This is a genomic window from Saprospiraceae bacterium (genome assembly GCA_016716185.1).
GTDB lineage: Bacteria > Bacteroidota > Bacteroidia > Chitinophagales > Saprospiraceae > Vicinibacter.
The window spans coordinates 2,280,462-2,293,854 of sequence record JADJWV010000002.1 but is presented as its reverse complement, the minus strand read 5'-3'; the positions used below and the strand labels follow the sequence as shown (position 1 = coordinate 2,293,854).

The following is a 13,393-nucleotide window of genomic DNA, read 5'->3' as shown; positions in this document are numbered from 1 at the left end:
CCGACTCAGCTGAAACCAACTAACCAAATTTATTCTGACAGACTTTCGATAATTCATCCGAAAAGAAATTCCAGGGTGCTGAATCTAAGGAAGGACAACAAATGAAATTCCTGGCTTGAGATTGTTTTGTATCGTGGAATTGTATCGAATAACTAAATAAACCTATCACAGCATCCGGAATAATTCTTTTGGCTCCATACCATTCATCATTCCATATGGGGTGACCAAGTCCGGAAAGCTGAGTTCTTATTTGATGAAATCGTCCGGTTTTTAATTCGATTTGAAGTAAACTATATCCCTGCTGTTGATCCATTAACCGATATTGCAATACAGCTTCTTTGGCTTCGGGGTCATCAGCACTGGCCGCTACAGCTTTAAATGCCGTTTGCATTTTCTTGATAAATGTTTTAATCGTAGAAGATTTTTCTTTTGGAATTCCTTCTACAACGGCAAAGTAATGTTTGCGTACTGTTCTCAGATAAAATTGATTTTGCAAATCTTTCAGTACACTTTGCTTTTTCGCACAAATCAACAATCCTGTCACCGGTTTGTCAAGTCTGTTCACCAATTGACAAATGCTGCGCTTTTTCCAGGGGTATGTTTGTTTGATGTATGTTTCAAGTAAATTTCTTAAATTTATGGAACCTGTGGGATCTTCTTCAGACAAGAGTCCAGCTGGTTTTTTAGCAATGATGTAATCATCGTTTTCAAAAAAAATTAAATCTTTAACAATGTAATTAGATAGCAAATTCGTTATGCTTTGTGTTTAGCGAATGAGGCTCAAATCTCCGGAATAAATTTGCAAATCACCGTTTTTCCATTCAAGCTGAAGAACGTATAGGTAAACACCAGGCATGGCTTTATCGCCATTTACATTGCCGTCCCACCCGTTTCGAAACTGCTCAGGTGAGATCGCTGCTCTTTCAAAGAGTAAATTTCCCCATCTATCGAAAATTTTAAATAATTTAATTTGATTGAACGAACCTTCCTCGATATAAGGATGAAAAATATCGTTGATCTGATCTCCATTCGGGCTGAATGCATTCGGGAACCAGATATTTCTTTTAATCACTTCTATTTTAATTCGGGCTGATGCTGTGCATCCTTTTTTATCTGTAACGGTACAATAATATTCAATGTCATCATTCAGATTTTGAACAACAGGTGAAAAGCAATCTGTACAACTCAGGTTCGAAGAGGGGCTCCAATGAATACTGCCAATTGAATCCAATGGAATGGAGAACGTAGGTTGTAATGTATAAAACTCGCCTGCATTAATTTTGACATAAGGAACCAGGTTCATGGACACGCCCGTGGCAGGCAAGATGTCAAAATCTTTTTTTAGCTCACAACCATTGCGATCGGTGATGATGATTTGGTAACTTCCGGCCAGACTGCCTTGTATGGTTCGGCCCGGTAACGCCGACCCTTCAAATGTTATTTGAAGCGGAGCTTCGCCTCCTGTAATGGATTCAATATTCACCGTCCATATATCTCCCGGACAATTCATAGGATCGACGCGCAACTCGGCTTGTGTAGGATAATTAGTGTTTTCAGAAACGACCACAGAATCGAGTGCATCGCAGCCATTCGCCGGATTAAAAGCCCGGAAATAATAAATCCCAGCTTTATCAATATTAACATTTCTACTCTGCGGGTTACTTAGAATATTTCCCTGTGTTGTTGTCCACAAGTATTGTTCGGAACCTGAGCCTGAGAAAACGGTTCCCGTCAGAGCAAGGTTTTTGATGTTACACGTAAGCTGTCCTGTGTTTCCTGCATCTACCTTCAAGTCGTTCATCTGATCCACATGGACAGAATCCAAGGACGAACAACCGTTCGTATTGTCGGTGGTTTGGATGTAATACCAACCGGGTCTGGTCACGCGAATGGAATCCATCGACGGATTGCCGGAAATGAGACCGGTAGATGTGGACCACAAATTATTAATTTTACCAGAAGAATTTTGAACGTTTACCTGTAGTAAGGTACTTAAAACAGCGCAGGTAAGTTGTGTATTTCCGGTGAGCGTTAAAATTGGTTTTTGAGTATTTTCCAAAACAACTATGGTGCTTGTATCTGAACAAAAATTTAGCGTATCGCGAATGATCAATTGATAAAGGCCCGACTGATTTGCAATGGCAGTTCTCATTTGTGATGGTCCTGAGATCTGTCCGTTGGAAGTTGTCCATGAATAATTCAATTGCCCACCAGCACTCGAAGGAGATGCATCCAGCACAACAGACGTTTTTAAACACGTAAGCGTATCAGGTCTGAGAATAGATGCTACCGGTTTGACTGTATCAGCGATAACGATCAAGGTATCCATTGCGATGCAGCCATTCACGCTGTCGGTGACAAGCAGGGTATAGAGCCCGGGAGCTTTAGCGATGATTTGATTTTGATTCGCTAGTCCTTGAATAGTCCCATTAATACTGCTCCAATCAAAGAGTATCGGATGCAGTCCACTTGAATTTGAACCGTTGAGTTGCAATTGCGTGGTTGCACAATTCCAGGTCTGGTCGGCACCGGCCCAAGCAAGGGGAGACAGGGTATCAACGGCCACCTGAATGCTAACTTTTGTACTGCAACCATTGACTTCATCGAAAATGATCAGGGTATACAACCCGGCTTCCTGCACTTCAGGATTCAAGGTGTTGGGTCCATTTATATTTTGACCTGCATCCGCAATCCAATGGTAACGGATTGGATTTCCAACGGGTGATGATGCATTCGCGGAAAGGGTGATTTTTCTAACGTTGCATGTCAGTGTATCGGCCTGTACAATGCTGCCCACCGGTGCGCTAAAATCAGGTGAGACCAAAACAGACGATGTATCCGAACAACCGTTAGTCTGGTTGGTGATTTCCAGAAGGTAGGTTCCCGGGGCATTGACCAGAAGTTGGGAAGTCCCTTGTCCTGAGCGGATCAAACCATTGGAGGTGGTCCAGTTGTAAGTGAATTCCGGTCCTTGTGAAGAGCCTCCTGCATCCAGAATTTTTAGGGTATCTGCGCAGGTGAAGATTTGATCAGCGCCGGTAACGACAACAGGTTTATTAAAATCAGCTGCGATGTAAACCGAATCCGTATTCGAGCAATGATTACTTGTATCCGTTACATTCAAGTAATACCAACCCGACTGATCGATCTCCGGAGAAAAGCTGGTTTGGCCTGTTAGAATGCGGCCCATGGTTGTGGTCCACAGGACGAGGGTTGAGTCTGATTTTCCGGTACCGTTCAGCACAAGTGATTGTTTTCTGCAATTCAGCGTATCGGTTTGGCCTGCGCCGGCAGGAGGGATCGCACGAAAGTCTCGAATGTACAAACTGTCTTTTGCTTCACAACCATTCAAGCGGTTGATGAGGGTTAGAAAAACCCAACCTGAATCTCTGATCAGTTTCGTTGCGAACGAACGTTCGTTAGTTGAAATGCCGCCGGGTAAATTCCATTTGAAGTCCGCAGAATCTGGAAATGGAGATCCCTGCGCAGAGACCAGGTATTCAGGCAACAGGCAATCAATTGCGCCATCGGGCCCAAGTTCCAGGAATGGGGAAGTGGTATCGATGGATACGTTCCAATATTTTTCAGTAAAGCACTTGTTGGCTTTGTCGAATACTTTAAGTTTGTAAACTCCGGAGTCTGTAGATTGAATATGAACCTTATTATTGATAAGACTTTGATCCGGTAGAGTCCATTCATAACTAAAACGCAACGTGTCAAAGGGAGTACTCAGGAGATTGGCGGTATCGATCAGACAATTGATTAAAGTATCGCCCGCCAAACTGAATTGGGGCTTCAAGGTATCTGATACCACCACATCCTGAATTTCCGTTTCGCAACCTGAATCTTTGTCTTTGATGACGACTTTATAAATACCCGCTTCCAGAACATAAGCGGTAGGGTCATTAACTCCTTTTACGATTTTATTAGCGGGGATCCAAAAATAACTAAAATTTCCTCCTCCGTTTAAAACACTCGCCTGCAATTTAATCGTATCGAGATTACAGTTTGCAATACCTTCTACCTCAAGTGTTGCTTCGAGATCTTCAGATGGTTCCACTTCGATTTCATCTTCCTTTTCACAATAAATATTTCCATTTCTGTAGATCACTTTTATTTTATACATCCCACCTCCCTGACCTTTTGCAATTAATCCATTGGATGAAACGATTTTGCCGCCGACAGAACTCCATTCATATTGAATATTGGGGCCAGCGGAAGATCCCAACGCGTTTAAATCAAAAATATCTGATGCACATTTGGGTTGAGTTGGAATGTTGATCTTTGCTTTCAGATCGATGATTTCCACGATGACCTCATCTTCATCCATGCATTTTTCAAACAAGGAAATGTCGTCTATTGCAAAATCATTTCCAAATCCTACTCCGCTCGTTTCGCGAATGCAGATTTCGACATTGGAGCTGGTAGCGGTAAAACATCCTTCAAACATTTGCCAATCACAAACACCTGCAGCCTGAATGTTTCCAAAAATGACATTATTGGCCAAAGCATTTAATTGTGCCGGATTATTGGGAAATACACTTTGAACAAAAAATCTGAAAAGGTAAGTTCGGCCAACCGTTAGATTAACAGTTTGACACCAAACTTTTGCATTGGCATTGGTATGTCCATCGACTATTAGTTGATTTCCGGAACCAGAAGTATGGTCGCCACAAGCTGTCCAGGCTGTATTGTAACCAAAGGGGTTGGTACCTACACTCAGCCATCCCGGCGCAAATGGTCCACCGGGTACCCCATAATTGTATTCATGCGAAAAACCTGAATTACCGGATTCAAAATTGCCATTGTTGATAAAATCCATATTCCCAACGGATTCAACTTTGAAGGTATAGGTATACTTACCAGGCGGAGCATTTACAAAAGGGTCGGTCGAATTGGGATCGCTTAAATAGGTCGATGGGGTCCAGTAATATTTATCGGGGATACCGGAATACGATCCCATGAGTTGCAGAGGCGTTAACGGGTCACAGGTAAACTGGTCCGGACCTGCATCAGCATTGAGGCCAGCACAACCTTGGGCGATGGAAGACGTAATAAATTGTACAAATAAAGAAAAAAGCAAAAGAGTTCTTAACATTTACCGAAATGTTTTAGAACTCTAAATTAACTTAAAAATATGAATTGCCAGTCAATGAAAATCCACTACCTGGAATTGGGGATCCAACTGCTAACTTCCAGGAAGGAATTTCAAGAAAAAACTTAAATATATCTTGTCTGCATGACCAGTTTCTCAGTCCATTCCGGCAAATGCTGATGTTCGAGTTCCTGTACTTTTTTACTGAGTTTTTCAGCGCTGTCTTTACGGTCAACTTTGCATTTTGCCTGAAAAATGATTTTACCGCGATCGTACATTTCATTCACGTAGTGGATGGTCATGCCTGATTCTGCATCGCCTTCATTGATCACTGCCTGATGAACATTTAGACCAAACATTCCTTTGCCACCAAATTTAGGTAAAAGAGCAGGGTGAATGTTGATCATTTTTTGATCAAATAATTTGATGAGGAAAGGAGGCATTAAAAGCAGGAATCCGGCAAGTACAATAAAATCAATGTCGTACAGGTTCAGCATAGCTGTCATGAAACTATTGTTTGCGAGTAAAGAACGATTGATCACAGAGACCGGAATATTATGTTCTTTTGCAATGTCTATGACACCCGCCTTATTGGAATTGGTTACGATTAACCCAACTTGTATATGGGAATGGTTCTTAAAATATTTGATCAATTGAAGTGCATTCGTCCCATTACCGGAAGCGAATATGGCAATTTTCCTTTTTTTCATTATCGGGGGATTGTAAAAAGATCAGGATTTTAGAAAATTGTTGTATTGACTTGTATTCGCAGGATCCAATTGAGTCATAACTTCCCTGACTTGTTGTTTTTCCTGTGTTGTACCTTGTTTAAAAATTTCAATAATCTCTTGTTGCTTGGTAAAGCTGAAAATTTTCATAAAATAAGTGTCGGGATAATTTCCATTGGCCCTTCCGAAGTCTTTTATGACATTGGTCAGTGTAGCCCGGGCAGAAACAGGATCTTTTGAAAACTGATCAAGTGCCTGTCGATGGTATTCGTAAAATGCCCTTCTGAATAATTTCATTCGAGGATTGGTAAGATTTTCAACGATGAAATATCTGTTGTTTCTTTTGTCTTTAGAAGGTGACCAGGCATCATCAAATCCCCGAACATTGGAGGGCAAGCTATTCATCATGTTGTTGAGTAACTGAAAATAGGGTTCACCCCCTTCCAGGCTGAAGCTGTCATAATCTAGTGCCAATATCAAATAGGCATAAAATGTAAGTACAGAAGACAGGTTGTCGTAGTAGGTTTCTTTCGAATTTTCGAGATTTTTAAACGGGTCAAAAACCACAGGAACCCCTTTATCGATGATATTGAGTAGGGGAGTTTCATAATTAGTATTGTGTGTAGGCCTCGAAGCCTGAACAGAAATATCGACCAATAAATTGTTGTCACCCCTGTCTGCACTGATTACCAGTTGAAAATTGCACTTGATGCGTTCGTTTGCTTCAAATACATCCTGAGTCCATTTCTGATTGTTTAGAAAGTCTTTGACGTTTCGTTCCATCTGGGCCACAATTGATTTGTCGCTAAGTCCCAGATTTGGTGCAATGACCCTAACCGTTGCATTGAGTTCTTGAGAAAACGCAGAATTAGCTGCTAAAAAGAATAATAATAGGTTAACAAACAAGTTTTTTATCATGTCCGGAGGCTTGAAATTATTGCTTTCAAAATGACCATGGCAGCTTCTCTTTTTGTTTGTAATCCAAAGGAAACGAATTTTCCTGAATTTTCCAAAATGGATATTTTATTTGTATCAAATCCAAAAGCAGACTGATCATCTTTAGGTGAATTGATAACGATCATGTCCATATTTTTCTTATGCAATTTAGATTTTGCATTGTCTAAAATATGTTCTGTTTCTAATGCAAATCCACATAGGAATTGACCGTTTTTTTTAGATTCGCCTAAATGCTTTGCAATATCCGGTGTGGGTACAAGATTAAGCGTGGGGTTGGATTTTCCTTCTTTTTTGATTTTTTCTTTTTCGGAATGTTCCGGTTTAAAATCCGCCACTGCAGCGGCTAGAATATAAATATCGATTTCAGAGTCTAATGATTTAACTTTTTCAAACATTTCTGAAGCTGTGGTGACCCTATGAATAAAAAGTCGAGGATGTTTTTGGATAGGTTCTGATACCGGACCGACGACTATTTGCACTTCAGCGCCCATCATTAATGCAGCTTCAGCCAGTCGGATACCCATTTTACCCGAAGAGTGGTTGCCAATAAATCTAACCGGATCTATGGGCTCAAAGGTTGGGCCCGCCGTGATCAGTACTTTTTTTTTTGAAAGCAGGGAAGCCGACTGAAAAAATTCGCCAATGGCAGAAAAGATCGTTTCAGGTTCTGCCAACCTCCCTTTGCCTTCCAGTCCACTGGCCAATGGACCTTCTTCAACTGGAATGATCGTGTGACCGATTTCCATCAATTTTCTGATGTTATTTTGAGTAGCAGGATGATTCCACATGTCTACATCCATGGCCGGTGCGATCATGACCGGGCATCTTGCAGAGAGGTAAACTGCACACAGTAAATTATCTGCCAATCCATTGGCAAATTTTGCCATCGTGTGTGCGCTTGCAGGAGCAACGACCAACAGATCAGCCCACAAGCCCAGTTGTACATGCTGCGACCATTGCTGGTCGTGAGTCAAGGAATGGAGTACAGGTTTATTGCTTAGCGTAGAAAGGGTGATCGGACCAATGAAGTCTTTCGCGGCTTCGGTCATAATGACCTGAACTTCGGCGCCACTTTTTGTTAGCAATCTCAAAAGGATTGCTGCTTTATATGCCGAGATACTCCCGGTGATTCCAAGGATAATTTTTTTATTTGTCAGATTCCAATCCTGGTGACTCAAAAGAATTGATTTATTGATAAAAATCAAAAAACACTAAGGGTGTATTTATCTTCCACATATGAATAAACGCAAAGCTGGATAGCCAAAGGACAAGACCTGTAAACAGCGCTATTATGCTTCTGAATCGGGACTAACGTTGCGATAGCTCGATACCAGCTTTCCTTCCAAATATTCCTCCGTAGCTATGATGGCTGGATTGGGAAGTTTTTCATAAAATTTAGAGATCTCGATCTGTTCTTTGTTCTCCTGTACCTCTTCGATGGTATCCGAGTGGGTTGCGAATTCTTCGAGTTTTTCCACCAATTCATTTTTAATGTCATTGGTAAGCTGATTGGCTCTTTTTGAAAGGACATTTATAGTTTCATAAATGTTGCCTGTTTCACTGGTGAATTCAGCAATATTTCTGGCTTTAACGTTTGGATTAATTCCTTGAACTTGTGTTTTGATATCTGTCATAAGGTTCGGATTTTAATTTGCGTTGAATTTTTTGTGCTATTGTTTTAACTTCTGTACTCTGTTTGCCAACAGGGTACTTGCTTAGAAAAGTTTTAGTGAATTCGAGTGCTTCTGAATACCTGGATTTTTGCTTTTCGTAAATACTGTTTTCTGCAAGGAGAAAAGCAGCTCTACAAATCATGAGTCTGATTTCTTTATCGTTTTTTGTTTCCGGAAAATCAATGAGCAAATTTTGAAAACTTGCTACCGCTGATTGGTAATTTTCCATTTCAAAATATAGTTTGCCGGCTTCGAAACTTTTGAGTTCCAATTTAGCACGGCATTCATCTATGATTTTGTTGCAATCTGCAACTCTGGAAGAATTGGGATAGCTGTTGATGAAAAGCTGGAATCCTTCAATGGCTTTTTGAGTCGAAGATTGGTCAAGCTTGTATCCGGGTGCCGTTTTATACAGCGAGTAAACAGATAAATAGTCGGCATCTTCTTTCCGGGTGCTATTGATAAAGGTATTAGCAAAATTTTTGAACAGGTAAGATGCCAGGTCGTATTCTTTTAAATAATAATGGGTGTAGGCGTAATTGAAATAAATTTCTTCTGCTTCTTTTTGGCCCCTGAATGAAGTCAGTACCAATTCATACAAGGTCTGCGCCTTGAAATATTCTTTTTCCCCGTAATACTGGTTGGCTGATTTTAAAATAAGTTGAGGATCTCCGCTGTTGCGTATTTTTTCATAGCCCGATTTACAGCCCGGCAAGAGCAAAGACAAAGCCAAACAGATTCCCAAACCAATTTTTCTCATGAAGGGCGCAAATTTAAGGATTTTTTGTGAAGAGGGATGCATTATTTTGGTAATCAGATATTAAAAACAATTGATTTTCAAGCTTTTTTGCAATTTCTTGGCAGTTTTGAAGTCCCCAATTCAATTAAATGATGCTCCGGTTAAAAAGGGTGAGTTGAAGAGATTAAGGTACATTACACAATAACGGTTTCAGCGCTGCTGAAGTATGCCTCAAAATTAAAATGCGCTGTCTCAGCTGACAATATCCTTGTACAAGTCTTCTACAACTTTACGGTCATTGCTCAGCCTGTGCACTTTAAATTGTTCGCCCAGACGCCCTATGCTTCGCATGTAGTTTAAAAAAGCATTCCTTTTTACCGGCCTGATCTTCAGGGTATCGAGCAACTTTCCGTCGATGAGATCTTTGTAATATGCATTCAGTTCACACAATCTGCTGTTGATGGTGAGCGCAATTTCATTGAGATTTTTTGGGATTTCTGAAAATTCGATCAACCATTCGTGGTAGGGGTGTTTATTGTCGGATGGACTCACCTGGGGTGCAACCGTGAATTCTACAACATCAAAGCTATGCGTTTTCTGAGCATAACTGATCGCCTGATCGATCTCGCTACCAATGACGTGTTCGCCAAAAGCTGAAATAAATTGACTTATTCTTCCGGAAACCCTTATTTTATAGGGTTTCAGTGAGACAAAACGCACCAGATCACCAATGAGATAGGCCCAGAGTCCGGCATTGGTACTTAAAACTACTGCATAGTCCCGGTCAGTCTTTACTTCGGGCAGCAGGTATCTTTTAGCGTCGGGTTGATTCAGTTCATTTTTATCTATAAACTCGAAAAAAATCCCGTCGTTAATGACCAGCTGAAGTCCGGGTTCCTGGATCCGATCCTGAAATGCTAAAAAACCTTCGCTTGCCGGGTAAGTTTCCATCAAAGAGAGTTCCCGCCCAAAAAGTTCGTTCAATTTTTTCTGATAGGGGCCATAATTGACTCCACCATGAATATAGAGTTCGAGATTGGGGAACACCTCAGCCACCGTAGATTTTCCCGTAAATTCAAGGAGTCGCTCGCAAAACATTTGGATCCATGGCGGAATGCCGCTGAGCACCCGGATGTCTTCTTTATAGACTGCTTTTACAAGTTCATCGATTTTGAGTTCCCAGGGCTCTACACAATTAAGCTCGTAAGGGGGTAATTTAGAACTTTGAAACCAGGCTGGAATTTCATGATTGACGATTCCCGACAACCTGCCAATGGGGATTGAACCCGACATTTCTAATTTCGGACTTCCCGACAAAAACAACATTTTCCCGTCGAAAACGCCTGTTTCCGGGTGATTGCTGATGTAATGAAACAGTGCATTCCGGGCTGTTCGGATGTGGTTGCCAATGCTTGCTTTGGTAATGGGAATGTATTTGGATCCTGAAGTAGTGCCCGATGATTTGCAGAAATACTTGGGACGACCGGGCCATAGGACATCCTGGGCTCCCGTTCTGATTGAATCGATATAAACTTTAAAATCCTCGTAATCCCTTACAGGCACCCTGCTGCAAAAATCAGCATGCGTACGGATATTTTTAAAATCATGGTCTTTCCCAAATTTGGTGTTCTTCGCTTTGGAAATAAATTTTCTGAAAATTTTGTTCTGGCAAAGTTCTGCCTTCCCATAGTCTTTTTGATTGAAACGGGTCAGTGCGAGGGCAATTCTTTGAAGCAGTCCTTTCTTGCTCAGCATCGGAACAAAATTAGGCAAATTTATACTTTACAAAGGACAAGCAAACAGTTCAATTAATTATTTGAGCGTGACTCAATCCTCTCTTAAATCCTCGATATGAACTCCCGTTAAATTCTTTAGATCCGGTTTGAATAGTTTATCAGCCATTTCCTTGTTGGAGTTGGTTTTTGTAAAACTGACAAAGGTGGCTTTTCCCGATTTTTCGAACCATTGAACCTTTTCAATCAAACTTCCTGCTTCGTTTATAAAAAGTCTGATTTTAAATACAGTTTCGTTTGAATCCATTGGTTTAAACTCAACCACTGTCCATTTTTTACCCTGCTCGCTGATTTTATCTTCTATTCTGAAATCGTAGGCACCAGACTTATGGATGGAGGATAATGCTTTAGGGTGATATCGATTGTCCGAATCATCCTTTTTACTGATTTGAATTTCCTTGTTTTTCTTCAGGTGTGCAAAATGATCGGTTCCGTCACAATACAGGTCAATATCCGGTAAACTCAGCACGTACATTTCTCCTTTTGAGATGAGGCTGCCTTTTTGGATTCCCTCCGATTTATTGCCTAATTTCAATTCGTAGTTGAACTGAATTTCGAGAGACTTTAAAGACTGATAGTGTTTGGACACCTTATCCAATAATTTTTTAGCTGCTGGATCTGACGAATTCAAAACAGATCCTGTTAAAATGATTAAGCTTAAAATCAGTGACATACCCATATGTTTTCAAAAAAACAGAGCAAATTCGCAATAAATTATTCCGGTGCTGTTAAGTATTGGTTAAAGCAAACGGAGCTTATGTAATTTTAGGCATCAAAGGGGTCTTTTTATGGCTTACAACTTTAAATTTTTCTATATGAAACTTAAAATAAACATGCTTACGGGCTTGAGCTTGTGCTTGCATTTGTTTTTCATAACCGCATTTGCACAGCCAGGTCAGCTGGATCCTGATTTTGGTCTTGGAGGTTGGGTACACACAGATCTTGGTGGCAAAGAGCAAGCGGGTACGGTTGATGTACAAGCCGATGGTAAAATATTAGTTGGAGGCAGGATTGCATTGCAGACAGCTGCCTATGATTTTTTATTGCTCCGATATCTCGAAAACGGAGAATTGGATACAAGTTTTGGGAATCGCGGATTTCTGACTTGGGATTTTGGAGTCAATCAGGAAAATCTGGAATTTGTTAGGGCCTTGCCGAATGGTAAAATTCTGATTGGAGGTTTCAGCGGTGTGAATCCCAATACCATGGGAATTTTGATCCAACTTCTTGAAAATGGGAGTCCGGATCCGGAATTTGGCAATGGAGGTATAGTAAATTTTAGATATGGAAAATCAACGGGACCCATTGCTGCAGCCATTGACGACAAGCAGAATATTGTAGTGACCGGTGTATGTGTGGTCGATTCGTTTGATATAGACTGGTTTGTTGCCAGATTTTTACCCAATGGAACTCCCGATTCAAGTTTCAATCGAAACGGTTGGATGTACCATAATTTTCTTACCAGGGAAGATATTCCATTTGACATTTTAGTCGAACCGAACGGTAATATTTTAGTAACCGGATGTGCTGGTGTTTATCCGAAAGCTAATTATTCGTTTATCAGATTAAAACCGGATGGGAGTCTCGATGACAGTTTCGGTGCATCGGGCAGCTTACAAACCGACTTTGCAGGCAATCACGACATAGGCTATACAACGGCCATCACTTCGGATGGAAAGTATCTGGTTTCCGGAACAGTCCGGGACGATATTACCAATTACGATTTTTCACTCGCCAAATATTTTTATAACGGCGATCTCGATCCTGGATTTGGGAATGGTGGAAAAATGACATTTGATTTTAAAGGCCCGGTCGATTACGGATTGTATATGGTCAAACAGCCGGATAACAAATACCTGGTATGCGGAGAAAACAATGTACTTACTCATAACAAGTTTATTGCCGTGAGGTATTTTGAAAACGGACTCATCGATTCGAGTTTTGGAGAAAATGGCTTGGCTTCATTTGATGCCATCAATATTCTGACCGACCACACTCCACATTTTACCATACAAAAAGATGGTAAAATCATTATGGTAGCCAATTATAAAGATGGAAATGATGTAAACGTGCTGGTGATCCGATGGACCAATGATCTTGTCTCTGCGAATGAGGATGAAATGCCAATGTCATCCGGGATTCGATTAAATTCAAATCCGGTCAGTACGGAGATTCAATTGGAATGCTTTGGGGATTTAGTAAAAAGCCAGGTTCAATTTGAATTGGTATCATTGACGGGTACTGCATTGATAAGCTTCACAAAGGAGAATGAGCAACAATATCTTCACATGACTTCCGATGCAATCAGGCTAATTCCACGAGGTATGTATTTTATTAAATGGAATGCTGGAAACAGGTATGGATCATTGCCCATGGTCAAATTGTAGTCCGGATAATTTTGTAAATTA

10 protein-coding genes are annotated in these 13,393 nt (G+C 40.8%); 1 reads left to right on the top strand and 9 read right to left on the bottom strand.

From position 1 onward, the window contains the following. Positions 1-19 precede the first annotated feature (19 nt). The 9 genes from IPM34_10775 to IPM34_10735 all read right to left on the bottom strand — a co-directional run bounded on the left by IPM34_10775 (position 20) and on the right by IPM34_10735 (position 11,658). Positions 20-748, bottom strand: coding sequence for an RNA pseudouridine synthase (locus IPM34_10775; GenBank protein MBK8956026.1), 729 nt, complete (start codon positions 746-748; stop codon positions 20-22). Between the two features lie 18 nt (positions 749-766). After that, positions 767-5,098: a gliding motility-associated C-terminal domain-containing protein gene (locus IPM34_10770; protein MBK8956025.1), complete on the bottom strand. Its 4,332-nt coding sequence runs from the start codon at positions 5,096-5,098 to the stop codon at positions 767-769. Between the two features lie 122 nt (positions 5,099-5,220). Next, the gene (locus IPM34_10765; protein ID MBK8956024.1) at positions 5,221-5,805 is read right to left on the bottom strand and encodes a phosphoribosylglycinamide formyltransferase; all 585 of its coding nucleotides are present in this window, start codon (positions 5,803-5,805) and stop codon (positions 5,221-5,223) included. 21 nt (positions 5,806-5,826) lie between these two features. After that, positions 5,827-6,729 (bottom strand): DUF4835 family protein, encoded by a 903-nt coding sequence (locus IPM34_10760; GenBank protein ID MBK8956023.1) that lies wholly within the window; start codon positions 6,727-6,729, stop codon positions 5,827-5,829. Between the two features lie 8 nt (positions 6,730-6,737). Beyond that, complete coding sequence (gene coaBC / locus IPM34_10755) at positions 6,738-7,937, bottom strand: bifunctional phosphopantothenoylcysteine decarboxylase/phosphopantothenate--cysteine ligase CoaBC (protein MBK8956022.1); 1,200 nt, start codon at positions 7,935-7,937, stop codon at positions 6,738-6,740. A gap of 132 nt (positions 7,938-8,069) precedes the next feature. After that, on the bottom strand, positions 8,070-8,414 hold the full coding sequence (locus IPM34_10750) for a DNA-directed RNA polymerase subunit omega (GenBank protein ID MBK8956021.1): 345 nt from the start codon (positions 8,412-8,414) through the stop codon (positions 8,070-8,072). Next, positions 8,380-9,213 (bottom strand): outer membrane protein assembly factor BamD, encoded by an 834-nt coding sequence (bamD, locus tag IPM34_10745; protein ID MBK8956020.1) that lies wholly within the window; start codon positions 9,211-9,213, stop codon positions 8,380-8,382. The genes IPM34_10750 and bamD overlap by 35 nt, the downstream gene beginning before the upstream one ends. A 231-nt stretch (positions 9,214-9,444) precedes the next feature. After that, on the bottom strand, positions 9,445-10,947 hold the full coding sequence (locus tag IPM34_10740) for a GH3 auxin-responsive promoter family protein (GenBank protein MBK8956019.1): 1,503 nt from the start codon (positions 10,945-10,947) through the stop codon (positions 9,445-9,447). 72 nt (positions 10,948-11,019) lie between these two features. Next, positions 11,020-11,658 (bottom strand): outer membrane lipoprotein carrier protein LolA, encoded by a 639-nt coding sequence (locus IPM34_10735; protein MBK8956018.1) that lies wholly within the window; start codon positions 11,656-11,658, stop codon positions 11,020-11,022. Between the two features lie 142 nt (positions 11,659-11,800). Here IPM34_10735 and IPM34_10730 point away from each other — a divergent pair, with 142 nt between their 5' ends. Then, positions 11,801-13,372, top strand: a complete 1,572-nt coding sequence (locus IPM34_10730) for a hypothetical protein (protein MBK8956017.1) — start codon at positions 11,801-11,803, stop codon at positions 13,370-13,372. Positions 13,373-13,393 lie beyond the last annotated feature (21 nt).

What these genes read in the sequence shown, in the direction of transcription:
- IPM34_10750 (MBK8956021.1), bottom strand. Translation starts at nt 8,414, where the DNA reads ATGACAGATATCAAAACACAAGTTCAAGGAATTAATCCAAACGTTAAA.
- bamD (MBK8956020.1), bottom strand. Translation starts at nt 9,213, where the DNA reads ATGAGAAAAATTGGTTTGGGAATCTGTTTGGCTTTGTCTTTGCTCTTG.
- IPM34_10735 (MBK8956018.1), bottom strand. Translation starts at nt 11,658, where the DNA reads ATGTCACTGATTTTAAGCTTAATCATTTTAACAGGATCTGTTTTGAAT.
- IPM34_10765 (MBK8956024.1), bottom strand. Translation starts at nt 5,805, where the DNA reads ATGAAAAAAAGGAAAATTGCCATATTCGCTTCCGGTAATGGGACGAAT.
- IPM34_10740 (MBK8956019.1), bottom strand. Translation starts at nt 10,947, where the DNA reads ATGCTGAGCAAGAAAGGACTGCTTCAAAGAATTGCCCTCGCACTGACC.
- IPM34_10770 (MBK8956025.1), bottom strand. Translation starts at nt 5,098, where the DNA reads ATGTTAAGAACTCTTTTGCTTTTTTCTTTATTTGTACAATTTATTACG.
- IPM34_10730 (MBK8956017.1), top strand. Translation starts at nt 11,801, where the DNA reads ATGAAACTTAAAATAAACATGCTTACGGGCTTGAGCTTGTGCTTGCAT.